Origin of the sequence: Cellulosimicrobium sp. 22598, from assembly GCF_052044445.1 — a bacterium.
Taxonomy (GTDB): domain Bacteria; phylum Actinomycetota; class Actinomycetes; order Actinomycetales; family Cellulomonadaceae; genus Cellulosimicrobium; species Cellulosimicrobium cellulans_G.
Genome location: NZ_JBQEMZ010000001.1, coordinates 287,949 through 312,655, shown reverse-complemented (window position 1 = coordinate 312,655; position 24,707 = coordinate 287,949). Strand labels below are relative to the sequence as shown.

The 24,707-nt window shown below is 76.4% G+C and carries 24 protein-coding genes; 9 read left to right on the top strand and 15 right to left on the bottom strand.

What is annotated here, in order from left to right; all coding sequences use genetic code 11:
* Nucleotides 1-41: 41 nt before the first annotated feature.
* Nucleotides 42-566: a putative immunity protein gene (locus ACTJIY_RS01390; protein ID WP_253049437.1), complete on the bottom strand. Its 525-nt coding sequence runs from the start codon at nucleotides 564-566 to the stop codon at nucleotides 42-44.
* A 272-nt stretch (nucleotides 567-838) separates the two neighbouring features.
* On the opposite strand from ACTJIY_RS01390, the gene ACTJIY_RS01385 reads away from it, so the two are divergent.
* On the top strand, nucleotides 839-1,597 hold the full coding sequence (locus ACTJIY_RS01385; RefSeq protein ID WP_353709283.1) for a DinB family protein: 759 nt from the start codon (nucleotides 839-841) through the stop codon (nucleotides 1,595-1,597).
* A 6-nt stretch (nucleotides 1,598-1,603) separates the two neighbouring features.
* Here the strand turns inward: ACTJIY_RS01385 and ACTJIY_RS01380 are convergent, their stop codons facing one another.
* Entirely contained in the window at nucleotides 1,604-2,437 is an 834-nt protein-coding gene (locus tag ACTJIY_RS01380; protein WP_440673042.1) for a class I SAM-dependent DNA methyltransferase, read from the bottom strand.
* A 91-nt stretch (nucleotides 2,438-2,528) separates the two neighbouring features.
* On the opposite strand from ACTJIY_RS01380, the gene ACTJIY_RS01375 reads away from it, so the two are divergent.
* On the top strand, nucleotides 2,529-2,969 hold the full coding sequence (locus tag ACTJIY_RS01375) for a pyridoxamine 5'-phosphate oxidase family protein (protein WP_253049440.1): 441 nt from the start codon (nucleotides 2,529-2,531) through the stop codon (nucleotides 2,967-2,969).
* A 26-nt stretch (nucleotides 2,970-2,995) separates the two neighbouring features.
* On the opposite strand, the gene ACTJIY_RS01370 is transcribed toward ACTJIY_RS01375, so the two are convergent.
* The 3 genes from ACTJIY_RS01370 to ACTJIY_RS01360 all read right to left on the bottom strand — a co-directional run bounded on the left by ACTJIY_RS01370 (nucleotide 2,996) and on the right by ACTJIY_RS01360 (nucleotide 5,898).
* On the bottom strand, nucleotides 2,996-3,745 hold the full coding sequence (locus tag ACTJIY_RS01370) for a hypothetical protein (RefSeq protein ID WP_440673043.1): 750 nt from the start codon (nucleotides 3,743-3,745) through the stop codon (nucleotides 2,996-2,998).
* A gap of 150 nt (nucleotides 3,746-3,895) precedes the next feature.
* A complete protein-coding gene (locus tag ACTJIY_RS01365) occupies nucleotides 3,896-4,534 on the bottom strand; it encodes an FMN reductase (RefSeq protein ID WP_253049442.1) in 639 nt (212 codons plus the stop codon).
* Nucleotides 4,535-4,710: 176 nt separating this feature from the next.
* Complete coding sequence (locus tag ACTJIY_RS01360) at nucleotides 4,711-5,898, bottom strand: LLM class flavin-dependent oxidoreductase (protein ID WP_440673044.1); 1,188 nt, start codon at nucleotides 5,896-5,898, stop codon at nucleotides 4,711-4,713.
* 368 nt (nucleotides 5,899-6,266) lie between these two features.
* On the opposite strand from ACTJIY_RS01360, the gene ACTJIY_RS01355 reads away from it, so the two are divergent.
* Nucleotides 6,267-6,611, top strand: a complete 345-nt coding sequence (locus tag ACTJIY_RS01355; RefSeq protein WP_021483180.1) for an RNA polymerase-binding protein RbpA — start codon at nucleotides 6,267-6,269, stop codon at nucleotides 6,609-6,611.
* A gap of 166 nt (nucleotides 6,612-6,777) precedes the next feature.
* Here ACTJIY_RS01355 and ACTJIY_RS01350 read toward each other — a convergent pair whose 3' ends face one another.
* The 10 genes from ACTJIY_RS01350 to ACTJIY_RS01305 form a co-directional block, all read right to left on the bottom strand.
* The gene (locus tag ACTJIY_RS01350; protein ID WP_253049446.1) at nucleotides 6,778-7,596 is read right to left on the bottom strand and encodes a polyprenol monophosphomannose synthase; all 819 of its coding nucleotides are present in this window, start codon (nucleotides 7,594-7,596) and stop codon (nucleotides 6,778-6,780) included.
* On the bottom strand, nucleotides 7,593-9,344 hold the full coding sequence (lnt, locus tag ACTJIY_RS01345; RefSeq protein ID WP_440673045.1) for an apolipoprotein N-acyltransferase: 1,752 nt from the start codon (nucleotides 9,342-9,344) through the stop codon (nucleotides 7,593-7,595). Before lnt ends, ACTJIY_RS01350 begins: the two co-directional genes overlap by 4 nt.
* Before the next feature lie 286 nt (nucleotides 9,345-9,630).
* Nucleotides 9,631-11,271 carry an amidohydrolase gene (locus ACTJIY_RS01340; protein WP_440673046.1) on the bottom strand — a complete coding sequence of 547 codons (1,641 nt, stop codon included), beginning with the start codon at nucleotides 11,269-11,271 and terminating at the stop codon, nucleotides 9,631-9,633.
* A 127-nt stretch (nucleotides 11,272-11,398) separates the two neighbouring features.
* Complete coding sequence (locus ACTJIY_RS01335) at nucleotides 11,399-14,374, bottom strand: DEAD/DEAH box helicase (RefSeq protein ID WP_440673047.1); 2,976 nt, start codon at nucleotides 14,372-14,374, stop codon at nucleotides 11,399-11,401.
* 90 nt (nucleotides 14,375-14,464) lie between these two features.
* A complete protein-coding gene (locus ACTJIY_RS01330) occupies nucleotides 14,465-15,580 on the bottom strand; it encodes a diacylglycerol/lipid kinase family protein (protein ID WP_440673048.1) in 1,116 nt (371 codons plus the stop codon).
* Nucleotides 15,581-15,623: 43 nt separating this feature from the next.
* Nucleotides 15,624-16,367: a twin-arginine translocase subunit TatC gene (gene tatC / locus ACTJIY_RS01325; protein ID WP_253050706.1), complete on the bottom strand. Its 744-nt coding sequence runs from the start codon at nucleotides 16,365-16,367 to the stop codon at nucleotides 15,624-15,626.
* A gap of 36 nt (nucleotides 16,368-16,403) precedes the next feature.
* On the bottom strand, nucleotides 16,404-16,670 hold the full coding sequence (gene tatA / locus ACTJIY_RS01320) for a Sec-independent protein translocase subunit TatA (protein ID WP_440673049.1): 267 nt from the start codon (nucleotides 16,668-16,670) through the stop codon (nucleotides 16,404-16,406).
* 57 nt (nucleotides 16,671-16,727) lie between these two features.
* Nucleotides 16,728-17,054: a hypothetical protein gene (locus ACTJIY_RS01315; RefSeq protein ID WP_353709273.1), complete on the bottom strand. Its 327-nt coding sequence runs from the start codon at nucleotides 17,052-17,054 to the stop codon at nucleotides 16,728-16,730.
* Between the two features lie 10 nt (nucleotides 17,055-17,064).
* Nucleotides 17,065-18,078, bottom strand: a complete 1,014-nt coding sequence (locus tag ACTJIY_RS01310; protein WP_440673050.1) for a helix-turn-helix transcriptional regulator — start codon at nucleotides 18,076-18,078, stop codon at nucleotides 17,065-17,067.
* Nucleotides 18,071-19,171, bottom strand: a complete 1,101-nt coding sequence (locus ACTJIY_RS01305) for a helix-turn-helix transcriptional regulator (RefSeq protein ID WP_439157356.1) — start codon at nucleotides 19,169-19,171, stop codon at nucleotides 18,071-18,073. The genes ACTJIY_RS01310 and ACTJIY_RS01305 overlap by 8 nt, the downstream gene beginning before the upstream one ends.
* Nucleotides 19,172-19,207: 36 nt before the next feature.
* Between ACTJIY_RS01305 and ACTJIY_RS01300 the strand changes: the two genes are divergently transcribed.
* Genes ACTJIY_RS01300 through ACTJIY_RS01275 form a run of 6 tightly spaced genes read left to right on the top strand, consistent with a single transcriptional unit; the run spans nucleotide 19,208 to nucleotide 24,638 of the window.
* On the top strand, nucleotides 19,208-20,377 hold the full coding sequence (locus ACTJIY_RS01300) for a DUF3866 family protein (RefSeq protein ID WP_440673051.1): 1,170 nt from the start codon (nucleotides 19,208-19,210) through the stop codon (nucleotides 20,375-20,377).
* Entirely contained in the window at nucleotides 20,374-21,174 is an 801-nt protein-coding gene (locus ACTJIY_RS01295) for a DUF4129 domain-containing protein (RefSeq protein WP_440673052.1), read from the top strand. Before ACTJIY_RS01300 ends, ACTJIY_RS01295 begins: the two co-directional genes overlap by 4 nt.
* Nucleotides 21,171-21,731, top strand: a complete 561-nt coding sequence (locus ACTJIY_RS01290) for a hypothetical protein (RefSeq protein WP_440673053.1) — start codon at nucleotides 21,171-21,173, stop codon at nucleotides 21,729-21,731. Before ACTJIY_RS01295 ends, ACTJIY_RS01290 begins: the two co-directional genes overlap by 4 nt.
* On the top strand, nucleotides 21,728-22,735 hold the full coding sequence (locus ACTJIY_RS01285; protein WP_440673054.1) for an AAA family ATPase: 1,008 nt from the start codon (nucleotides 21,728-21,730) through the stop codon (nucleotides 22,733-22,735). The genes ACTJIY_RS01290 and ACTJIY_RS01285 overlap by 4 nt, the downstream gene beginning before the upstream one ends.
* The gene (locus ACTJIY_RS01280; RefSeq protein ID WP_440673055.1) at nucleotides 22,732-24,087 is read left to right on the top strand and encodes a DUF58 domain-containing protein; all 1,356 of its coding nucleotides are present in this window, start codon (nucleotides 22,732-22,734) and stop codon (nucleotides 24,085-24,087) included. The genes ACTJIY_RS01285 and ACTJIY_RS01280 overlap by 4 nt, the downstream gene beginning before the upstream one ends.
* Nucleotides 24,084-24,638, top strand: a complete 555-nt coding sequence (locus tag ACTJIY_RS01275; protein ID WP_440673056.1) for a hypothetical protein — start codon at nucleotides 24,084-24,086, stop codon at nucleotides 24,636-24,638. The genes ACTJIY_RS01280 and ACTJIY_RS01275 overlap by 4 nt, the downstream gene beginning before the upstream one ends.
* Nucleotides 24,639-24,707 lie beyond the last annotated feature (69 nt).

The following is a 24,707-nucleotide window of genomic DNA, read 5'->3' as shown; positions in this document are numbered from 1 at the left end:
CGCGACGACCGCTCCGGTCTCGCCTACCGACCGGTCCGGTCTCAGTCGTCGAACACGTCCCAGCAGATCGCGCTGCGCCGCCGCTGGTCGTCGAGCACGAGCTCGCGCAGCTCCGCCGGGATGCGCTCGCGCTGCCAGTCCCGCTCCGCGAGCCGTGCGGCCTCCGGGTCCTCGCCCCGGGCGGCGGCGTCCGCGGCGGCAGCCCGGATCGCGTAGGCCGCGGCGCCGAGGTCGTGCGCCGCGACGTGCGCGACCGCGACGGCCTGCCCGGCCGCGAGCGCCGCGAACTTGACGGGTGCGGGCTGGTCGCGGCCGGCGGCGTTGGCGACGAACGCGGTGCTGTGGGCGGTCTTCATGGGGACGTCGCCGCGGATCCAGGCGCGGGCGACGTCGAGGGCGTCGCGGGGTCGGGTGTCGTCGGGCCGGGCGTGCTCGAAGATCGGCAGGACGTGCTCGGTGCAGTCGACGGCCCACTGGGCGAGCTGGCGGTGGTGGTCGTCGGTGAGGGTGCCGCCGCGGCGGACGGTGACGAGTCGGGGGTCGCGTGCGGTGGGCAGGATCGGCATGGTCCGATGCTGCCCCAGGTCGACGCCTGCCGACCACCCTGGTGGTGGCCGTCGCCCATGAGAGCGGTGGGGTTGCGGGGTCGCGTCCCCCTCTGGTGGGCGTGGGTGGCGGGGCGTACGGTGCGTTCGTCGTCCCCGCTCGTCGTGACCGTCGACGAGGTGCACGCCCCTCCCCCGCCCGGGTGCCCCCGGTGCGGCGCTGTCGCCGCACGGAGGCCGCTCCCCCGGGCTGGTCGGCTGCTGCGGGCGGGTCGCTCCCCGAGGAGGCGTTCATGGCCCGGTTCACCCGCTCTGACGACCTGCGCGGCGCGAGGTTCGACGGTGCGGACCTGCGCGGTGCGCGGTTCGTGGAGTCCGATCTGTCCGGTGCGGTGATGCGGGGCGTGCAGGTGGAGGGTGTCGACATCGACGCGCCCTGGCTCGCGGACGGCGACGCGTCGTTCCGGGTGAACGGGGTGGACGTGACGGGTTTCGTGGAGGCGGAGCTGGACCGCCGGTTCCCGGGCCGGGAGCTGCGTCGTGCCGGTGACCCGGCGGGGCTGCGCGCGGCGTGGTCGGCGCTGGAGTCGACGTGGGCCGCGACGCTGGACCGGGTGGCGGCGCTGCCCGCGAGCGCCGTGGACGTGTCGGTGGACGGTGAGTGGTCGTTCGCGCAGACGGTGCGGCACCTGGTGCTGGCGACGGACGCGTGGTTGGGGCGGGCGGTGCTGGGGATCGCGCAGCCGTTCCACCCGTTGGGTCAGGCGGGGCCGCAGGCGGCGGAGGACGGGCTGGACCTGTCGTTGTTCGTGACGGGGACGCCGCCCTACGGGGAGGTGCTGGAGGCGCGTGCGGGCCGGGTGGCGATGGTGCGGGAGTTCCTGGCGGGCGTGACGCCGGAGGAGCTGGTGGTGGTGCGGCGCAACCCGTGGTCGCCGGAGTATCCGGAGACGACGTTGTCGTGCCTGCACGTGATCCTGGAGGAGGAGTGGGAGCACCACCGCTTCGCGGTGCGGGACCTGGAGGCGGTGGAGGCGTCCTGGGGTGCGTGAGGAGGTCTATCGTCCGCCGTCGACGACGTGGTCCTCCGGGTACGACGGCTCCCCGCCGGTCGATGCGACGTCTGTGGTGGGGCGGCGGTACACGGACACGTGGGAGCGGGACTCGGCTGTGAACGGCTCCCCTGCCCATCCGGCGTGCCGGGTCTCGGGCTCGAGCCCGGCGAGGCGGGCCATGAGGTCGAGCTCGGCGGGCCAGACGTACCGGTGGGGCGAGCGTCCTACCGTGGCGCTGCCGTCGTCGTCGAACTGGACGTGGTGGGACACGACGCGCTGGTGGAGGACGTCGTAGGTGTCGACGCCGAGGTAGCCGGGCTCGTCGTGCCAGACGGTCGCGGTGCGCCCGGGCGGGAGGGCGCGCAGCTCGGGGACCCAGAGCTCGACGACGAACCGGCCCCCGGGGGCGAGGTGGCGGGCGGCGTTGCGGAAGCACTCGACCTGGGCTTCCTGGGTGAGCAGGTTCGAGATCGTGTTGTCCACGAGGTAGACGAGCGCGTGCTCCCCCGGCACCCGGGCGGTGGCCATGTCGCCGACGACGACGGGCAGGGTCGTCTCGTCGGCCTTCTCACGCAGCCGGGCGACCATGTGCCGGGAGATCTCGATGCCGGTGACGGGCACGCCGCGTGCGGCGAGCGGGATCGCGACGCGGCCGGTGCCGACGGCGAGCTCGACGGCGCTCCCCCGGCCTGCGAGCGCCGCGAGCCGGTCGACGGCGGGGTCGAGGACGTCGGGGGCGAACATGCCCTCGCCGGGGGTGTCGTACCGGGCGGCGGCGACGGCGTCCCAGAGGCGTTCCTGGTCGGTGCCGGCGAGGTCGGTGCGGGGGTGGGTCATCGGGTCGACGGTGTCAGGTGGCGTCTGCGGTGGTCCAGGGTTTTCGTGTCGTCGCGCCTCTGGTCGGGAGCGCGGCCGCTACGGTGGCGGCATGGATCGTGAGGCGTTCGTCGGCTATGTCCGTTCGCAGGGGTGGGGCGTCGTCGCGTCGTTGGGCGACGACGGCGGGCCCCAGGCCGCGTTCCTCGCGGTGGCCGCGACGGGCGCGGGCGAGCTGGTGTTCGACGCGCGCGCGACGTCGCGCAAGGTGGCGAACCTGGCCCGGGACGCGCGCGTCGCCGTGACGGTGGGCGGGACGGACGGGACGACGCTGCAGTGCGAGGGCCTGGCGGACGTCCCGGTCGGGGCGGACCGGGACCGGTGCGCGGCGGCGTACGCTGCGGCGTTCCCGCAGTTCGCCGCCTCGCTGACCGACGAGGGCATCGTGCTGCTGCGCGTCGCGGTGACGTGGGCGCGGTACGGGGACTTCCGCGACGGCCGGTCCGTCATGACGGAGCTCGACGTGACCGGGTGGGGTCCGCTCTCGGGCTGACGGCCCGCCCGTCCTCGATCGACTCCTCAGCCGAGCAGCGCCTGCTTCGCGCGCGCGAACTCGGTGTCGGTGAGGTCGCCGGCGCGGTGCAGTGCGGCGAGCCGTTCGAGGCGGCCGACGAGGGCTGCTCCCCCATCGCCCGTGGTGGCGCCCGCGGCGGGTGCGCCGCGCCCGACGACGCGCCACAGCGCGCGGGCGAACACGCCCGGGCGCCGGGTGGTGCCCGCCTGGCCGGGGTGCAGGCGCGGTACGCGCGGCGAGGGCACGGTCCGGTCGTCGACGACGATGCTCCCGGGGCGCGTGTCGGCGAGCGAGCGGGCGAAGCGTGCGAACCGGGCGGACGACCCGTCGAGGAGGACGGCGCGGGTGGTCCGGGCCCCGGGGTGCTCGTCCCGCCAGGTCACGACGACGGTGGGCCCGTCGCCGGTGACGGTCACGACGGGTCGCCCGGCGGGCTCGAGCACGGTGTCGTCGCCGCGGACGAGGCGCAGCCGTGCGCCGTCCCACACGAGCCGGCCGCCCGCGACGTGGAACATGGCCGGGTAGCGGGGCGCGGCGGCGAAGCGCGACGTGTCGGGCGCGCGGCCGGGGATCGTGACGACGCCGACGGTCCGCCGTCGGGGCGGGACCGCGGGGATGGTTCCGTGCGCGTGCGCCGCGAGGGTCTCCACGACGGGGACCGCGACCGTGACGGGGGCGACGGGCTCGGCACCGGGCTCCGGGGCGGGTCCTGCCGGGTGCTGCCCGGCGTGGTCCTCGGTCGCGCTCGTGCTCATGGTGCTCCCCCGTCGTCGTCGGTCCCCCGATCCTGCCGCGCGACCCCTGCGGAGAGCAACCCCTCGGGTGGTGTCGCCGCAGGTCAGGGAGACATGAGCGCGCCCCCGGCCGGGAGCACCGGTGGCCGGGGGCGCGCAGCGTGGGGGCGGTCAGAGCCCGCCGAGGAGCGCCGTGAAGTCGGGCGTGGCGGCGAACGGGTCGGCGGGCCCGGAGTTCTTGCGCAGGGCGACCTTCTCCGCGAGCTCGCGGCCCGCGCGCGCGATCCGGGCGGGCAGACCGCCACCGGAGTCGGCCTCGGCGGCCGCCCAGTCGTCGGTGGCGGCGAACACGGACGTCGTGGCGACGTCGGCCCGCAGGTAGGTGAACAGCGGGCGCAGGGAGTACTCGAGCGCGAGCGAGTGGCGGGCGGTGCCGCCGGTCGCGCCGAGCAGGACGGGCGTGCCGGTGAGCGAGTCCTTGTCGAGGACGTCGACGAACGACTTGAGCAGCCCGGAGTACGTGGTCGTGAACAGCGGGGTCGTCACGACGATCCCGTCGGCGGCGGTGAGGCGCTCGAGGACCCCGGCGAGGTCGCCCGTGGGGAACCCGGTGAGCATGGCGTCCACGACGGCGTGCGCGTGGTCGCGCAGCTCGACGGTCTCGACCTCGGCGCTCACGCCGAGACCCTGCAGCTCGCGCACCGTGGCCTCGCCGAGCCGGTCGGCGAGCAGGCGCGTGGAGGACGGCTTGGACAGCCCGGCGGACACCACGACGAGGCGGCGGTCCGGGGCGGGGGTGCTGGCGGTCATGCGGTGCTCCTGAGGTCTGGCGTGCGGTGCGGGTGCGGCCCGTCACCGGGCCGGGTGGTGCGGTCGCCCGACGGCGGCCGGGCGCCCGGGTGCGCGGGGCACCCGTCGACCGTACGCCGTCGGGCGGGTGGTCGTGCGGCTCGTGCGCCCGGGTGGGCGCGGGCCGCGAGGTCCGGCTACAGGCCGAACGCGGCGCCGGCCTTCGCCGGCTCCTGGTCGTCCTCGGCGGTGCGCCCGGTCCAGCGGTCCTCGGTGCCGCCGACGTGCACGGCGCCCTCGGTCCCGGAGGCCCTGGCAGCGGCGACGCGCTCGGCGTGGCTCGGCGGGTTCGCCGGCACGTGCGCGGGGCGCGCGGCCTCCATCTCCTTGCGGAGCACGGGCACGACCTCGCCCGCGAGGAGGTCGATCTGCTCGAGCACCGTCTTGAGCGGCAGGCCGGCGTGGTCCATGAGGAACAGCTGGCGCTGGTAGTCGCCCACGTGCTCGCGCATCGCGGCGTACCGGTCGATGACCTGCTGCGGGGAGCCGACGGTGAGCGGCGTCTCGCGCGTGAAGTCCTCCATCGACGGGCCGTGCCCGTACACGGGCGCGTTGTCGAAGTAGGGCCGGAACTCGTCCCACGCCTTCTGGGAGTCCTTGCGCATGAACACCTGGCCGCCGAGCCCGACGATCGCGGTGTCCGCGGGGCCGTGGCCGTGGTGCTCCCAGCGCTGGCGGTAGAACTGCACCATCTGCTTCGTGTGGCTGATGGGCCAGAAGATGTTGTTGTGGAAGAACCCGTCGCCGTAGTAGGCGGCCTGCTCGGCGATCTCGGGGCTGCGGATCGACCCGTGCCACACGAACGGCGGCACGCCGTCCAGCGGCCGCGGGGTCGAGGTGAAGCCCTGCAGCGGGGTGCGGAACTTGCCCTCCCAGTCCACGACGTCCTCGGTCCACAGGCGGCGCAGCAGCGCGTAGTTCTCGATCGCGAGCGGGATCCCGTTGCGGATGTCCTGACCGAACCACGGGTACACCGGGCCCGTGTTGCCGCGGCCCATCATGAGGTCCATGCGGCCGTCCGAGATGACCTGGAGCATCGCGTACTCCTCCGCGAGGCGCACGGGGTCGTTTGTCGTGATGAGGGTCGTGGACGTCGACAGGACGATGTTCTTCGTCACACCGGCGAGGTAGCCGAGCATGGTCGTCGGCGAGGACGGCACGAACGGCGGGTTGTGGTGCTCGCCCGTGGCGAAGACGTCCAGGCCCGCCTCGTCCGCGTGCTTCGCGATCGTCAGCATCGAGCGCACGCGCTCGGTGTCGTCGGGGGTCCGGCCCGTCGTGGGGTCCGTCGTGACGTCGCCGACGGTGAAGATGCCGAACTGCATGGTGTGCTCCCGTGAGTCCTAGGTCGATGCGTTTGCATGTACATGCGCCTCAACCGGGTGTCCCCCGGGTTTGTTCCCGGGCCCTCCCGGCACGGGTGTGAGCGTGCGCACGTCGGGGGCCGTGGCGACCGTGACGAGTTGCGTCGGGCATCGAAACCCGGGAGCCTGGGACCGCGACGCGCCGAGGCGGACCGGCTCGACGCCGTGGGCGGCGGCCAGGCCGTGGAGACACCCCGCGACGTTCACCGGACCTTCACGGCGCGCCGGAACACCGACCGACGGTGAGGCGTTGCCTCTCGTAGACCGGGCCGCTGCCCGCACCCACCGGGCGCGTCCACCCACCCCCGAAGACCCCTCAGGAGGACACCATGGCCGACCGTTCGCTGCGCGGGATGAGCATCGGTGCGAAGAGCATGGAGTCGGACGAGGGCGTCGACTTCGCCCCCCGCTTCCAGGCGCACTACGACTGCCCCAACGGGCACACCATCATCCTGCCGTTCTCGACCGACGCCGAGGTCCCCCCGGTGTGGGAGTGCCGCTGCGGCGCCGAGGCGCTCCTGCGCGACGCCGAGCGCCCCGAGCCCAAGGCCGGCAAGCCGGCCCGCACCCACTGGGACATGCTGCTCGAGCGGCGCACGATCTCCGAGCTCGAGGAGCTGCTCGACGAGCGCCTCGGCCTGCTGCGCGCCGGCAAGCTGCGCCGCAGCGCCTGACCGCCCGCGACCACTGAGAGGCCCGGACCCCGCGGGGGTCCGGGCCTCTCTGCGTCGCGGCCGGGCCGTCGCCCTCGCACGGGCCCGTGCGCGCCGACGCGGCCCGGCACGGCCCGGGCTCGCTCGGCACGTCGCGGACTCACGCGGCCCGCACCACGGCGACGCCTCAGCGCGGGCCGCGCCGCCCCGCGACCGACCGCGCGAGGCTCGCGAGCTGGGCCGCGCGCCGTCGAGCACCCCAGACCGTGACCTTCCACAGCGCCTCGGTGACGATCGCGCGGCTCATCTTCGACCGCCCCGCCGTGCGCTCGACGAACGTGATCGGCACCTCCGTCGCGCGACCCCCCGCCCGCACGACCCGCCACGCCATGTCGACCTGGAAGCAGTACCCGTGCGACTCCACGCTCGCGAGGTCGACGGCGCGCAGCGCGGACGCGCGGTAGGCGCGGTAGCCCGCCGTCGCGTCGCCCAGGTGCAGCCCCAGCGCGAGGCGCACGTACGCGTTGCCCGCGCGCGAGAGCACCTCGCGGTGCCGCGGCCAGTTCTCCACGCGCCCGCCCGGGACCCAGCGCGACCCGATGACGAGGTCCGCGCCGTCGTGCGCGCCGTCCCCCGTGGCGGGGCCGAGGGCGGCGAGCAGGGACGGCAGCTGCTCCGGCTGGTGGGAGCCGTCGGCATCCATCTCCACGAGCACGTCGTACCCGGCGTCCAGGCCCCACCCGAACCCCGCGACGTACGCGGCGCCCAGGCCCTCCTTCCCGGCCCGGTGCAGCACGTGCACGCCCGGGTCGACGGCGGCGGCGGCGTCGGCGAGGTCGCCCGTCCCGTCCGGGCTGGCGTCGTCCACCACGAGCACGTCCGCGTCCGGGACCGCGGCGCGCAGGCGTGCCAGCGTGCCCGGCAGGGTCAGCGCCTCGTCGTACGTGGGCACGACGACGAGCACGCGCCCGCCCGGGACGCCGCCCTCCCCCGCCGGCCCGCTCACGGCGCCTCGTCTCCGGCCGGGGCCGCGGCGGTCGGGGTGCGGCGCTCGCGGACCGCGGTGACGACGCCCGCGGCGAGGAGCCCGAGGGCGAGGAGCTCGACGACGCGGCCCGGCCAGTCCCCCGCCCGCACGGCCGGGGTCAGGCTCGTGCGCAGCGGCAGGTCGGCGACCATCTGGTCGGCGGTGAACAGGTCGGTGCTCTGCAGGAGCTCGCCGTCGGGGGCGATGACGCCGCTGACGCCGACGGTCGAGACCTGCACGGTCGCGCGCCCGGTCGACACGGCGCGCAGGCGCGACATCGCGAGCTGCTGCGTGGACTCGGCGGTGTACCCGAAGGAGGCGTTGTTGGTCTGCACGACGAGCACCTCGGCGCCCGCGTCCACGGCGTCGTTCACGAGGCCGTCGTAGGCGACCTCGAAGCAGATGACGACGCCGAGCGGCACGGTGCGCCCGAGGCGCTCGGACGCGAGGTCCACGACCCCGGTCTCGGTGCCGGGGATCATGTCGATGGTGACCCGGTCGACCTGGTCGGAGAAGATCCGCAGCAGGGACCGCAGGGGGATGTACTCGCCGAACGGCGCGGGGTGCTGCTTGGCGTAGCGGTCCACGACGCCCGCGCCGGGCTCCCACAGCAGCGACACGTTGTACCGGCCGCCGGTCTCGGGGTACTCCTGCGCGCCGACGAGGATCGGGGCCTCGACCTCGCGCGAGGCGTCGTCGATGGCGCGCGCCACGTCGGGCGCGGTCTGCGGGTCGAGGTCGGAGCCGTTCTCGGGCCACAGCACCACGTCGAGGTCGCCGGGCTCCACCTGGTCCAGCAGCGCGACGGTCCCCTGCAGGTGGTTGTTGAGCACCTCGGCCCGGTTCGCGAACGACCCGAGCCCGGGCTCGCCCACGTTGCCCTGCACCGCCCCGACGGCGAGCGTGCCGGCCTCGGCACGCGTGTCGAGCGGCACGAGCAGGGGCGCCGCGACGAGCGCACCGGCCACGGCGACCGGGACGACGGCACCCGTGACGACGTCGCGGCGGCGCACCAGCGAGAGCACCGCGACCGCGAGCAGCGACCCGGCGAGCGCGACGAGCAGGGACACGAGGACCTCGCCCCCGAGCCAGGCCGCGCGCCCCAGCGGGGAGTCCGCCTGGGAGAACGCGAGCCGGCCCCAGGGGAAGCCGCCGAACGGGACCTCGGTGCGCGCCTGCTCGACGCCGACGAACAGCAGCGCGAACGCGACGGCCTGCGCCCCCGGGCGCCCGGTCAGCCACGACCACCGGCGGGCCCACGCCCAGGCGGCACCGAGCACGGCGACGAAGCACGCCTCCATGACGGACAGCGCGAGCCACGGCACGGTCTCGGTCGCGTAGTTGGCCCACCACAGGTGCGGCAGGAAGAACGCCAGACCCCACACGAGCCCGACGAGGAAGCCCCAGCGGGCGCCGTCGCGCCGCAGCCCCCAGAACAGCGCGGCGACGCCGACGAACGCGAGGGGCCACCACCCGCGGTCGGGGAAGGCCGCGTCCGTGGCGAGGCCGCCCGCGAGGGCCAGGAGGAGCGAGAGCGGCCGCGACGGGGGCGCGACGGGGCTGCCGCCGTCCGCCGCGACCGGGGTCCCGCGTCCGTTCTCGGCGCGCACCGGCGCGGGGGGCGCCGGGGACGAGGCGTGCGACGACGGGGTCTCCGGTCCTGAGGTGGCCGGTCCTGCGGGGCGGGGTCGCCCGGCCGGGGCGGCCGCGGGCTCGGGGGCGTGCACGGGTGCACCCTACGCCACGCACCTGCGCGGACCGGGGTCCGCGGCGTCGGTCCGGCGGGTGATCCGCAGGCGGCCCGAGGGTGGGTGTGTGCGGGCTCGCGCGCCCTTCGGCCCGTACGCCGCCGCCACCGGCGGAGCACGTTTTCTACTGAGCGCGCGAGCCCGGCCAGGTACCCGGCGCGGAACGCCGAGGGGTCGTCGTCGGTGGCTGATCCCCCTGCGGCCGCGGGGGCCGGAACACCCTGTCGAACCTACTCCGGCTCACGGCCCTGTCAAGCGGTAGCGGTCACACGAACGTGTCGAACAGGGGGACGCCGTCGCGCACCGTCTGCAGGCACCGGGGTCGCGGCACGTCGGGGCCGAGCTCCGGCAGGAGCGGCTGCCCGGCGCGCGCGTCCGTGCTCCACGACGACGTCGTGCGCCCGAGCGCGCCCTGCACCACGAGGTGCTCGCCCCGCCACACCGCGAGGTGCGCGGGCGCCCCGACGCGCAGCTGGCCGGCCCCCGTGTGGTCCAGGCCCGCGATGCGCCACCCGCCGCGCGTGTGCGCGCGGAACGCGGCCCGCGCCGAGATCTGCTGGTCGGGGTCCACGTGCGACATCGCCGCGAGCACGCCCGCCCACGGGTCGAGGCGCGTGACGGGCGCGTCCGACCCGAACGCGAGCGGGACGCCCGCCCCCGCCAGGTCCGCGAACGGGCTCAGGCCCTCGGCCCGGGTCGCGCCCACGCGCGCCGCGTACATGCCCTGCGGCCCGCCCCAAGCGGCGTCGAACCCCGGCTGGATGCTCAGGCTCACGCCGAACAGCAGCAGCGACGCCAGCGCCGTCGCGTCCACGAACAGCGCGTGCTCCACCCGGTGCCGCGCCGCGCGCACCGCGCCCTGGCCGTGGACCTGCGCGGCGACCTCGAGCCCGAGGACGAGCTCGTCCATCGCGCGGTCCCCGATGACGTGGAAGCCGCCCTGCGTGCCCGCCGCCCCGACCGCGGACAGGTGGTTCGCGATCTGCTCCGCGCTCAGGTAGAGGTTCCCCCGGTCGGTGGGGTCGGGCCCGTCCTGGTAGGGCAGGCGCATCGCCGCGGTGCGCGACCCGATCGACCCGTCCACGTTGAGGTCGCCCGCGAGCCCCGTCAGTCCCGGCACGTCCGCGAGGACCTCGCGCGCGTCGTCGACCGTGGTGCACAGCTCGCCCCGGTACCCGACGACGTGCGCCAGCCCCGAGGACGCGTCGCCCGTGAGCGCGAGGAGCTCGCGCAGCCCGGCGCGCGTGTCGATGTGCGGGGCGCTCATCTCGTGCACCGACACGATCCCCTGCTCCGCCGCCGCGCGCAGCGCCGCCCGGTACAGGGCGGTGCGCCGCGCGGGCGACACGTCGCGCGCGACGTCCCGGGCGACGTGGTGCGCCTCCCCCGTGACCCAGCCCGACTCGTCCCACCCGGGGCGCTCCGCCAGGGCGCAGCGCCGCGCGAGCGTCGTGGAGACCACGGCGGAGTGCACGTCGACCCGCGCCGCGTACACCGCGCGCCCGCCCGCGGCCGCGTCGAGCTCGTCGCGCGTCGGCGGACGCCCCTCGGGCCAGGACCGCTCGTCCCACCCGAACGCCAGCACGACGTCGTCGTCCCCGACGCCCGCCGCGGCCTTCGCGACCGCCTCCAGCGCCGCCGCGAGCGTCGTCACGCCGGCGCTCGCGGACAGGTCGACGCCCGCGAGGGCGAGCCCGATCTCGAACAGGTGGACGTGCGCGTCGACGAACCCGGGCGCGACGAGCGCGCCGTCGAGGTCGATCACGCGGTCGGCGCGGGCGGCGAGCCCGTCGGCCGTGTCGTCGGCTCCGATCCAGGCGATGACGCCGTCGTCGACGAGGAGCGCTTCTGCGAACGGGTCGGCCTGGGAGTGGATCACGCCGCCGCGGTACAGGGTTGAGGCCACAATCCTTCACGATACCGCCACAACCGCCCGAACCTCGCCGTTCCGGCGCGACGTCCGCGCAGGTGGCGGCGGGTGTCGTGCACGTCACGCGCCCGCGCGGGCTCCGGGGGGTGCGGGCGCGGGCGGCTCAGACGCTCGAGTACGCGACGACGCCGCGCCGCAGCTTCTCGATCGCCTGGTGCGCGGTGCGCCGCACGGCGGGCGTGGGCGCGGCGGTCGCGACCTGGTCGAGGACGTCGATCACCTGCTTGCACCAGCGCACGAAGTCGCCGGCCGCGATCTCGGAGCCGCGCAGCACGGCGTCGAGGCTGCGGCCCACGGCCCACCGGTGCACGGCGGTGACGAGGCCCTCGTCGAGGGCGCCGGTGGCGTCGATGTCGTGGGCCTCCTCGAGGTCGTCCACCTCGGACCACACGCGCGTGGTCGCCTCGAGCGCACGGGCGAGCGTGCCGTGCGGCCCGCCGGGGACGTCGGGCTCGCCGCGGTCCTCACGCCGTCCCGCGTACACGCACGTGGACACCACCGCGGCGAGGGCGGGGGCGTCGAGGTCCTCCCACACGCCGCGGCGCAGGCACTCGGCGAGCAGCAGGTCGTTCTCGGCGTACAGGCGCCGCAGCCACTGTCCGTCGCGCGTGACGCGCAGCCCGGCCCGCCCCGCGCGGTCGCGCTCGCCGCCGGCCCGGGCCCCGTGGGCGGGCTCCTCCGCGTCCAGGGCGTCCTCGAGCGGTGCGGCCGGGTCGTCCGCGACCTCGCCGGGGGCGAGGTAGCCGAGCGTGAGCAGGACGTCGCAGATGCGGTCGAAAACCCGCGCGATGGACCCGGTGCGGCCCTCGACGCGGCGCACGAGCTGGTCGTGCTCCTTCTTGAGCCGGGCCCACCGCTCGGCCCAGCGGGCGTGGTCCTCGCGGTCGGGGCAGTCGTGGCACGGGTGGGCGCGCAGCTGCGCGCGCAGGCGGGAGAGCTCGGCGTCGTCCGCGGCGGCGGACCGGGTGCGGGTGGTGCGCCCGGGTCGCGTGCCGGGCTCGTCGAGCGCCCCGAGGGCGTTGCGCAGCGTGGACGCGAGGTCGCGCCGCTGCGCCGGGACGCGCGGGTTGAACGACTTCGGCACCCGGACCGTGGCGACGGTGCGGATGCCGCCGGGCGCGTCGGCCACGGTGAGCTTCTTCACCTGCCGGTCCTGCGTGAGCACGGTGGGGCGCGGGCCGTCGAACCCGGCCCCCTCCCCCGGGTCGAGCACGACGACGTAGCCCGCGCGCCGCCCCGACGGCACCTCCACCACGTCCCCGGGCCGCAGCCGCTCGAACGCCGCCACGACCTCTGCGCGCCGGGACCGGCTCGCGGCGCGCGACAGGTCGCCCTCGCGCGCGGTGATGCGCCGCCGCAGCGCCGCGTACTGGGCGAAGTCGCCCCGGTCGCACGTCATGGCCTGCGCGTACCCGTCGAGCGCCTCGGCGTGCGCCTGCGCCTGCTTCGCGAGGCCGACGACCCCGCGGTCGGCCTGGAACTGCGCGAACGACGTCTCCAGCACCTCGCGCGCCCGGTCCCGCCCGACCTGCGCGACGAGGTTGACCGCCATGTTGTACGTGGGCCGGAAGCTGGAGCGCAGCGGGTACAGGCGCTTGGACGCCAGGCCCGCGAGGTGCACGGGGTCGAGGCCCGCGTGGTCGACGACGACGGCGTGCCCCTCGACGTCGATGCCGCGCCGCCCCGCCCGCCCGGTGAGCTGGGTGTACTCGCCGGGGGTGACGTCGACGTGCGCGGTCCCGTCCCACTTGACGAGCTTCTCCAGCGCGACGGACCGGGCGGGCATGTTGATGCCGAGCGCGAGCGTCTCGGTGGCGAACACGACCTTGACCAGGCCGCGGCTGAACAGCTCCTCGACCGTCTCCTTGAACACGGGCAGCAGGCCGGCGTGGTGCGCCGCGATCCCGCGCGCGAGCGACTCCGTCCACGTCCAGTACCCGAGCACCTCGAGGTCCTCCGCGGGGATGGTCTCGGTGCGTTCCTCGGCGACGCGCCGGATCTCCGCCTCCTCCGCGGGCGAGGTGAGGCGCAGCCCCGCCGCGAGGCACTGCTGCACGGCGCCCTCGCACCCGGCGCGGGAGAAGATGAAGTAGATCGCGGGCAGCAGCCCGTCCGCGTCCAGGGCGTCCACGACGGCGAACCGCGCCGGGGTGCGGCGCGCCCCGAGCCCGGACCGGTCGGGACCGGGGCGCCGCCCGCCCCGCCCCCGGTACCCGCGGTCGCCCGCGCCGCGCCGCCCGCCCGGGCCCGACGCGCTCGTGCGCGGGGCCGCGCGGAACGCGGCCAGCAGGTCCGGGTTGATGGGCGGGTTCACGCCCGGGTCCGTGGGGTTCACGTGCCCGGCGTAGAGGTCGAGCAGGTCCGCGCCGAGCGCCCGCCCGCCGCCCGCGTGCGCGACCCCGGTCGCCGGGTTCGCCGACGCGACGAGCACGTGCTGCCACAGCGGCACGGGCCGGCGCTCGCTGACGACGACGGTGGTGTCGCCGCGCACCATCTCCAGCCAGTCGCCGAACTCCTCGGCGTTCGACACGGTCGCGGACAGGGACACGAGCTGGACGTCGTCGGGCAGGTGGATGATGACCTCCTCCCACACCGGCCCGCGGAACCGGTCGGCGAGGTAGTGCACCTCGTCCATGACGACGAACGCGAGGCCGTCGAGCGTGCGCGAGCCCGCGTACAGCATGTTGCGCAGCACCTCGGTCGTCATGACGACGACGGGCGCCTCCCCGTTGATCGTCGTGTCGCCGGTGAGCAGACCCACGGAGTCGGCGCCGTAGCGGCGCACGAGGTCGCCGTACTTCTGGTTCGACAGCGCCTTGATCGGGGTGGTGTAGAACGCCTTGCGCCCGCCCGCGAGGGCGAGGTGGACGGCGAACTCGCCCACGACCGTCTTGCCCGCGCCCGTCGGCGCGGCGACGAGGACGCCGCGGCCCTCCTCGAGCGCCTCGCACGCGCGCTCCTGGAAGTCGTCGAGGGGGAAGTCGAGGACCTGCCGGAACTCCGCGAGCCGGGTGCGGGACGCCGCCTGGCGGGCCCGGGACGCGGCATAACGGGCGGCGGGCGATTCAGCGGCCGTCATGGTGCCAGCCTACGGTCCACCGCCGACCTCGCCGGTCGGCGCGCGGGCCGCCTCGCCGACCAGCCGCTTCCCGGTCGCCGACGGGGTGTGTCAGCGCCGCGCGGCGGGACGGGCCGGGGCGTCGAGGACGTGCAGCGCGCCCGGGACGACGTCGACCCGCAGCGGCAGGGGGCCGAGGTGCTCCCCGTCGGCGAACGCGTGCGGCGGGGTCGCGCCCGCCTCGGTCGCCGCGACCGTCACCGACGTCGCGCGCAGCGTCCCCACGCCCGGGTTCGCCAGGTGCCGCCCCGCGTACATGCCGGGGAAGATGCGGGTCGCGCCCCAGCGCCCGAACGGGCCCGCGACGACGACGTCGAGCAGGCCGTCGTCGAGCGCCGCGCCCGGCGCGATCCGGATGCCGCCGCCGATCCGCGGACCGTTCGCGACCGACACGAGCGCGCCCGGCGACTCCCACACCACGGTCCGCCCGCCCTGCGTGCCGCCGCCGTCGGGGCTCGTCCCGACGGCGGCGCCGTCGAGCAGGAGGGGCGCCCCGGCGAGCAGGTCGGGCAGCTGGTCGCCCGCGGGGACGCCGTGCAGCGTGACCCGGTACCCGTAGGGGCGGTAGCGCGTGATCTCCGTGAGGGCCGAGCGCGCGTACCGGGACCGGCCGCGGGGCCACGTGGCCGCGTTCGCGTGCGCGTTGACGGCGGCGTCGATCCCCGCGGACAGCACGCCCGCGTACCAGCGGGGCGCTGCCAGGTGCTCGCCCGTGACGCGCGCGGCGTCGACCGCGCGCACGGACGGCGGCGCGCTCGCCGAGGACACGGTGCTCGTGGCGGTGCCGAGGGCCGCGAGGAGGGCGTCCACGCACCGGTCGGTGCGGGTCGTGGGCAGCCCGAGGCCGTGCGCGAAGTCGTTGCCCGTCCCGACCGCGACGATCCCGAGCGGGACGCCGGTCCCGGCGGTCGCGTTGACGCCGAGGTGCACCATGCCGTCCCCGCCCACGACGACGAGCGCGTCCACCCCGGGCCGCGCTCCCGCGCCGTCGCCGCCCGGGCCGCGCACGGCGGCGTCGGCCGACTCCTGGGCGAGGGGCAGGCTCGGGGCGCTGAGGTCGACGACGGCGTGCCCGGCGGCGCGCAGCGCGTCGGCGGTGCGGTCCCCGGCCGCGCGGCCGCGGCCGCGCCCCGCCGTCGGGTTGACGACGAGGGCGACCGTGCTCACGCGCGACCCCCGCGCCCGCGGGGGCGCGGCCGGGGCGGGCCGCTCACAGGGCGAGCCGTGCGGCGTCGAGCTTGTCGACGCGCCGGTCGTGGAGGTAGCTGATGCCGAGCGCCGCGAAGTACAGGCCACAGATCGGCAGCGCCACGAAGATCATCGTCAGCGCATCCGGGGTCGGGGTCATCACGGCCGCGAACACGAAGGCGATGAGCACCGCCCACCGCCAGCCCTTGGCCATCGCGGACGCCCGCAGGATCCCGGCCGCGTTGAGCGCGACGAGGACGACGGGCAGCACGAACGCGAGGCCGAACGCCAGCACGAGGCGCATGACGAAACTCAGGTAGCCCTGCGCGTCGGCCAGGTTGGTCGCGCCGTCGGGCACGAACCCGGCGAGGATGTCGACCGCGTGCGGCAGCACCCACCAGGCGAGGAACGCGCCCCCGAGGAACAGCGGGACCGACGCACCGAGGAACGCGAACGCGTACCGCTTCTCCCGGGTCGTCAGGCCCGGTGTGATGAACGCCCACAGCTGGTACAGCCACCACGGGCAGGTGACGATGACGCCGAGGAAGAGGGAGACCTTGACCTTCATGTCGAGCGCGGAGGCCAGGCCCGAGAAGTTCAGGCTGATGACCTTGCCCTGCTCCTCCGCCGCCTTGAGCAGCGGCGCCTGCAGCGCCTCGAGCAGCGGCTCGTAGAGGAACCACCCGACGATCGCGCCGACCACGAGGCCGCACGCGGCGAGGAACAGCCGCTTGCGCAGCTCCAGGAGGTGCTCGCGGAGCGGCATCCGCCCCTCGGGGTCACGAGACGTACGTGACACCGACTATCCCTTCGAGGTGTCGCCCGGTTCGGGCAACGTCGTCCCTCCGGTCACGGTCGGCGAGGACGTGCCGGTCGACGCGGACGACGACCCGGCGCCGCCCGCCGCGGGCGGCGTGGCGTCGTCCTCGCGCAGGTCCTTGACCTCGCTCTTGAAGATCTTCAGCGACTGCCCGACGCTCTTGGCCAGGTCGGGGAGCCGACGCGCACCGAACAGGAGCAGGATGACGACGACCAGCACGATGATGTGCCAGGGCTTGAGCATGCCCATGGGCTAACTCCTCCTCGAGGCGAACGGCGCTACGCGAGCGAGTCTACGTGGTGAACCCTACGCGTTGAACCGGCGCCAGCGGGACCAGACCTGCTCGTCGCGCCGGCGCCGCTGGACACGCCGCTCCGCCCGCTCGGCGCGCAGCAGGTCCACGCGCTCCTGGAGCGCGACCGGGTCGTCGAACAGGGTCGGCGCGGTCGACGGCTGCGCCTCCTCCAGGGCGCGCGACAGCTCGTCCGCCCGCGCGCTCATGTCCGCCGCCACCTGCGACGCGCGCGACAGCTCGCGCCCCAGCCCCTTCACGGACCGCCACAGGCGCCGCGCGAGGAAGAACGCGCCCACGAGCGTGCCCACGACGAGCAGCGTCCAGACCCAGAACCACATGCCGCCCACCCTAGCCAGCAGCCGTGCCGCCGGACGCGACGCCACCCGACGCGCCGTCGGGCTCGCCCGGCAGGTGCGCGTACGCGGACAGGGCGGCGCTCGCGGCCTCGCGCACGTCGCGCGCGACCGAGGCCGGCTCGACGGCGAGCACGTGCCGCGCCCGCTCCGTGAGGAGCTGGCGCAGCCACACCGGGTTGGTGACGCGCAGGCGCACCTCGAACGCGCCGTCGGGCAGGTTGCGCACGGACTCGACGGGGACCTGCTCCGCGACGGCGCGCGCGGGGCTGGCGAACGTGATCGTCGCGAGCGGCGCGTCGCCGGTGGGCGTGAAGTCGACGTCGGGGTCGACGTCGTGCCCCTCGACGGGCTGGTCGAGCTCGGTGGCGGCGAGGATCCGGTCGACGCGGAACGTGCGCCGGCCCTGCGCGCGGTGGCACCAGGCGAGCAGGTAGGCGTGCTCGTCCTGGGTGTGCAGGGACACGGGGTCGACCTCGCGCTCCGACTCCTCGTCGGCGGCCGTCACGTACCGGACGCGCAGGCGGTGGCCCGCGACGAGCGCGCTCGTGATCGCCGCGACGACGCGCGGGTCGCCCTCGGGGGCGAGCTGCACGTCGAGCGCCGCCGCCGCCTCGCCCGTCGCGTCGGTGAGCTTGCGCAGCACCGACTCGACGACGCCCGCGCGCTCGGGGTCGGCCTGCACCGCCGCCGTCTCCCGCATGGCGCGCAGCGCCGCGATGAGCGCCACCGCCTCGCGCGTGCCCAGGCGCAGGGGCCGGGTCATGCCGCGCGCCTCGGTGAGCCGCACGACGCCGCGCTCGATCGAGTCGGCGTCGAAGTCGATGAGGTCGTCCGGCCAGTACCCGGGCGTGCCGGACACCCACAGGGCGTCGACGTCGTCCAGGACCTGGCGCTCGCTCACGCCGAAGTGCCGGGCGAGCTCGCCCACCGGCACCGGGCCCGCCCCGTCCAGGTACGCGACGATGCCCAGCAGGCGCACCAGCCGGTCGTCCGCGCGCTCAGCCACGCCCCGCCACCTCCGTCGACCCCTCGCCCTGCCCGGAACCCGGCACGGGTCCCGACGACGATCCCAGCGCCGCCGCGTCCCGCAGCCGGCGCACGACCGCCGCGCGCAGGTCCGGCGGCCCGAGCACGAGCACCGCGTCGCCGTACCCCACGACCTCGTCCGCCAGCGCGTACCGCACGTCGTACGCCACCTCCAGCACGTCCCGGCCCGCGCCGTCGCCCGCCCGCGCGTCCGGCACCGACCCCACGACCGTGCCGCGCGCCCGCAGCGCACCCGCACGCTCCGGCACCACCGCCAGGCGCGCCACCCCGCCCGCGTCGCGCGTGCCCAGCGCCGCGTCCACGTCCACCTCCGCCGGCACCTCGAACGCGTCGCGCGGACCCGTCGCCCGCACCCGGCCCTCGACCCGGCTCAGCCGGTACGACCGCGGCGCCCCCCGGTCCAGGTCGAACCCCACGAGGTACCAGCCGCCGCGCCGCGCCGCGATCCGCCACGGCTGCGCCCGCCGCGCCCGCACCTCCCCCGTGCTCGCCGCCCGGTACGTGAACGACACCGCGCGCCGCGCCGAGATCGCGTCCATCAGCGTCGCGTACGCGTCCCCCACCGGCCGCACCTGCGGCGCCAGACCCGCCACCACGTCCATCGCGGTCTCCCCCGCGCCCGCCGCCCGCAGCTTCGTCAGCGCCCGCGAGATGTCCGTCCGCAGCGTCTTGTCCTGCCAGAACTGCGCCGCCAGCGCCAGCACCCCCAGCTCCGCCGGCGTCAGGTCCACCGCGGGCAGCGCGTACGCGTCCTGATCGATCCGGTACCCCACCTCGTCCGCGTGCCCGCCCGCGTCCACCGTCACGATCGGGATCCCCAGGTCGCGCAACGTGTCCTTGTCGCGCTCGAACATCCGTTCGAACGCGTCCGGGGACGGGGCGTCGCCGTACCCCGCCACGCTGACGCGGATCTGCTGCTTCGTCATCGACGCGTTCGTGTTCACCAGCGCGATCACCAGGTTCAGCAGACGCGCGGCCGGGTTCGTCGGCGACGACCCCGACGACGACGGCGCAGGGTCGGGCACGGACGAGGGGGGCGTGGGCTCGGACATCGGGCACCACGCTAGTCGGTCGATAGGGTGTGCCGCGTGATCACGTGGCGGACCGCGACCGTGGTGTCGCACGCGAAGACCTGGACCGGCGCCCAGGAGCTGCACGTGCGGCTCCACACCCCCCTGCCCGGGCGCGACGACGACCCCGACGCGACCGTGCGCGCCCTCGCCTACACCCAGCTCGTCGGCACCCCCGGACCCGGCGACCACGTGCTCCTCAACGTCTCCGCCCTCGCCCGCGGCCTCGGCACCGGCGGGTACGCCCTCGTCGTCGGCCCCGCCCAGCCCGGCACCCCCCTCCCGCCCGACCCCGCACCCGGGCCCGGCCACCTCGTCAAGGCCCGCTACACCCCCCTCCAGGCCCTCGTCCTCGGCGTCGACGAGCAGGAGTCCCCCCACCACGACACCCTCCGCGACGCCGACGACCTCGACGGCACCCCCGTCGTCGTCGCCGACCTCCACTCCGCCCTGCCCGCCGTCGTCGCCGGCGCCCGGCACGCCGCGGCGCTCGCAGGTCGCCCCGCCCCCCGCGTCGCCTACGTCATGACCGACGGCGGCGCCCTCCCCGCCGCGTTCTCCCGCACCGTCGCCACCCTGCGCGACACCGGCTGGATCGACACCTGCCTCACCGTCGGGCAGGCGTTCGGCGGAGACCTCGAGGCCGTCACCGTGCACACCGGACTCCTCGCCGCCCGCCACGTCACCGGCGCCGACCTCGTCGTCGTCGCCCAAGGACCCGGCAACCTCGGCACCGGCACCCGCTGGGGCTTCTCCGGCGTCGCCGCCGGCGAGGCCCTCAACGCCGTCGCCGCCCTCCGCGGCCGCCCCGTCGCCTCCCTGCGCGTCTCCGGCGCCGACGCCCGCGACCGCCACCTCGGCGTCTCCCACCACTCCCTCACCGCCTACGGCCGCGTCGCCCTCGCCCCCAGCGACGTCCCCGTGCCCGTCCCCGCGCCCGACCTCGAAGCCCTCACCGGGTGGGGCGCCGACCTCACCCGCCGCGTCACCCAGCAGGCCGCGACCCTCGCCGCCCCCACCGGGCGCCACCACCTCGTCGACGTCCCCGCCGACCCCGACCTCCTCGACGCCCTCCACGACGCCCCCGTCCGGCTCTCCACCATGGGCCGCGGCCTCGACACCGACCCCGCCGCGTTCGTCGCCGCCGCCGTCGCCGGCGTCCACGCAGAGTCGCTCCGACCCGCATGACCGCACCGCAGGGGGACGACCACCGCCGGCCCGGACCGGCCCGCTTCGCCGTCGTCACGGCGCTGGCGCTCGCGGCCGTGCTCGCCGCGGCCGTCGGCGCGCCGTGGGGCTGGGACGCGCCCGGCTGGTTCGACGACGTCGCGCGGGACCCGGTCGCGCCGCCGCCGGACACCGCCGCGACCGACGTCCTGTCGCAGGAGCGGGAGGACCTCCGGGCACTGACCGACACCGGGGGCCTGTCGTTCGACGCGTACCTGCTCTGGTCCCTGGGCGTGGTCGTGCTCGTGGTCCTCGTCGTGCTGGCGCGCCGCTACCTCCCGGCCCTCCTCGTGCGGCGACGCCGACGCGACCTCCTCGTCACGGCGCCGGGCGACGTCTCCGTCCACGCTGCCGAGGACCCGGTCGTGCCGGAGCTGCGGGAGGCGGTCGAGCGGGCGCACGACGACCTGCGTGCGCCGGACGCGGACCCGCACGACGCCGTCGTCGCCGCCTGGGTCGCGCTCGAGCGCGCCGCGGAGCGGGCGGGCACCCGGCGCGACCCCGCACAGACGCCCACGGAGTTCACGACGGCGGTGCTGGCGAGCACCCGGGTGGACGCGGAGGCGGTCGCGACGCTGCGCGGCCTGTACCACCGGGCCCGGTTCGGCGAGACACCGCTCGGGGAGAGCGACCTGGAGGCGGCGCGCGCGGCGCTCGCCCGCATCGCGGCGGACCTCACGACGCGGGTCGTCGGCACCGGGGACCCCGACACGTCCGCGCCCCACGACCGCCCGCTCCACGACGAGGCCCGGCCGTGAGGGCACGCGGACGCTGGGACCGGCTGCGCCCGGCGGACCGGCGCGCCCTGCTCGCGGCCACCGCGGCCGTCGGGTTCGGCGTCGTCCTCGTCCTGCTCGGCTCCTCGCCCGCGCACGCCCTCATGCTCACCGCCCTCGGCGTCGCGGGCGTCGTGCTGTGGCACCGCACCGGGTACGCCGGGGACACCGTGTGGCCGCGCGTCCCCGACGTGCGGCGCGACGGCAACCGGCGCGACGTGTCCGACCTCGGCTGGTCGGTCCTGGGCCGCGACGGACGCGTCACGGTCGGCGCCGCCCGCCGGGTGCGCCACCTCACGGAGCGTCGCCTGGCCCGCCACGGCATCGACGACCTCGCCGACCCCGGAGCCGCGAACGACGTGGCCCGTCTCCTCGGCCCCCGCGTCGCGCGCACCGTCCACGACCTCGTCGCCGACGGGCGCCTCCCCACGCCCGCCGAGCTCGACGCCTGGCTCGCTGCGCTCGACCGGCTCGACCGGCTCGACCCGACGACCATCCACGACCACCCGGACCGCCCCGACGGAGGGACACCCCGATGACCGCCGACCCCGCCCCCCGCACCGCCGGACCGGGCACGACCCTCGACGTGCCCACCGTCGCCGCGCACGGCCGCGCCGTCCTCGACGAGGTCGCGACCGCCGTCGTCGGCGCCCGCGAACCCCTGACCCTCGCGCTCGCCACGGTCCTCGCCGGCGGGCACGTGCTGTTCGAGGACGTCCCCGGGCTCGGCAAGACCCTCGCCGCGCGCAGCCTGGCCCGGGCCCTCGGCCTCGACTTCACCCGCCTGCAGTGCACCCCCGACCTCCTGCCGTCGGACGTCACCGGGTCCTCCGTGTACGACCCCGCGACCCGGACGTTCGAGTTCCGGCCCGGGCCGGTCTTCACCGGGCTGCTGCTCGCCGACGAGATCAACCGCACCGCCCCCAAGACGCAGTCCGCGCTGCTCGAGTCCATGGCCGAGCGCCAGGTCACCGTCGAGGGCACCACCCACGCGCTGCCCCGCCCCTTCCACGTCGTCGCGACGTCGAATCCCGTCGAGCACGAGGGCACCTACCCCCTCCCCGAGGCGCAGCTCGACCGCTTCATGGCGCGCCTGTCCGTCGGGTACCCCGGCCGCGACGAGGAGCGCGAGGTCCTCACCCGCCGCATCGCCCGCCGCCACGACGACCCCGTCGTGCGCCAGGTCGTCGACCGCGACACCGTCCTCGCCATGCAGGCCGCCGTCGAGCAGGTCGACGTCCACCCCGACGTCGTCGCCTACTGCGTCGACCTCGCCGCCGCCACCCGCACCCACCGCGACCTCGAGGTCGGCGCGTCGCCCCGCGGCTCGCAGAACCTCGCTCTCCTCGCCCGTGGCGTCGCCGTCCTCGACGGACGTGACGTCGTCCTGCCCGAGGACGTCAAGCGCGTCGCCGTCCCCGTGCTCGCCCACCGCCTCACCCTCACCCCCGGGGCCTGGGCCGCCGACCTGCGGCCCGAGACCGTCGTCGCCGGCATCCTCCAGACCGTCCCCGGACCCGCCACCGTCGGCGACCGCGGATGAGCACCACCACGGCGGACCGCGACACCGACGCGCCCCGCTGGCGCACCACCGTCCACCTCGCCGCCGGTGTCCTCCTCGGCACCACGCTCCTCGCCCTCGGCGTCCTCCTCCGCCGCCCCGACGCCGCCCTCCTCGGGGTCGCGCCCCTGCTCGGCGCCGTCTGGGGCTGGACCCGCCGCCCCCACGGACCCGTCACCGTGCGCGTCGTCCTCGACGTCGACGCCCCACCCGGCACCCTCGCAGCCCGCACCGTCGCCGACGTGCCGCCCGGCGTCGAGCTCCTGCGGCTGCGCGCCCTCGCCCCCGGCGGGCTCGTCACCGAACGCCTCGTCGACGCGACCCACGGCCCCCGCGAGCTCACCTGGCGCGCGCCCTCCGCACGCACCGGCGTCACCGACACCCTCCGCGTCGACTACGCCGCCTACGGGCCCGACGGCGTCGAGGAGCAGGTCGCCCGTGTCGCCCACGGCCCGCGCCGACTCGTCCTGCCCCGCCCCCGACCCCTCGGACGCCTGCCCCTCGCCTCCCGCCTGCGCGGCCTCTCCGGGCCCCACACCTCCCGACGCCCCGGCGACGGCACCGAGCTCCGCGACGTCGATGCCTTCCGCCCCGGCGACCGGCTCCGCCGCATCGACTGGCGCGCCACCGCCCGCCGCTCACCCACCCTCGACACGCTGTACGTCCGCCGCACCTTCGGCACCGCCGAGGCGACCGTCGTCCTCGTCGTCGACTCCCGCGACGAGGTCGCCCCCGACCTCGCCACCTGGAGCGGCGTCGGCGCCCAGCGCCCCGACGAGGCCACCTCCCTCGACCTCGCGCGCCACGCCGCCGCGTCCGTCGCCCAGACCGTCCTCGCCGACGGCGACCGCGTCGCCCTCGACGACCTCGGCCGCCTCGCCCGGCCCGTCCGCGCCGGCGGAGGACGACGCCACCTGCGCCGCGTCCTCCACGGCCTCGCCCTCGCCCGACCCGTCGGCGACCCCTCCGCGCGCCTCCGCCCGCCCCAGGTGCCCGCCGGCGCCGCCGTCTACCTCTTCTCGACCCTCCTCGACGACGAGGCGCCCCGCCTCGCACGCCAGTGGCACGACACCGGGCACGTGGTCGTCGTCGTCGACGTCCTCCCACCGGTCTCCCTCGCCGAGGTCGACGACCACGTCGCGACCGCCTGGGCCGTCACGCGCCACGAGCGCGCGGACCGCGTGGACGACCTGCGCGAGCGCGGGATCGTCGTCGCTCGCTGGCACGACGGCACACCCGGCGCCGACGGCGCTCGCGGGACGCTCGAGCTCGCGGCACGACGGCTCGACCGGCAGGGCCCCGGTCGACCGGGCCCTCTCGGGGGTGCCCGATGAGACGCCTCGTCCGACGCGAGGTCGTCACCGCAGGGCCGCGTCCCCGCCTCGAGGTCGAGACCGGGCGCGCCGTCGCGGGCTGGTGGCCGCGCGTCGTCCTCCTCGTCCTCGCCACCGCCTTCACCGGAGCCGCACTCCAGACGACGGGTCTCGCACCGTCGTTCGTCTGGGGCACCGCCGTCGCCCTCGGGACCGCGACGGCCTTCCTCCCCGCGCCGCCGGTCCCGCACGTGCTCGTGCTCCTCGGCGGCCTCCTCCTGATCGTGGAGGGGGACGGCCCCTTCGACCCCGTCGTGTTCGCGCTCCTCCCGCTGGGCCACCTCGTCCTGCGCGCCGCCTGGTGGGCGGACCACGTGCCACCCGACGCGCGCGCCGAGCTGCGGGCGGTCCTGCCGGACCTCCGTCGGGTCGTCGTGCTGCAGGCCGCGCTGCTCGTGGTGGCGCTCGGCGTCCAGGCGGTCACCGCGCGAGAGGTCTCGTCCGCGGTCGCGACCGCGCTCGGCGGTGTCGTCGTGCTGGGCCTCGTGCTGCTCGTCACGCCGCGGGACTGACCTCGCCCTGCGAGCGGCCGAGGACCGCCCGACGATGGCGGGGACGGCACCCGAGACCGTCCCGCCGCC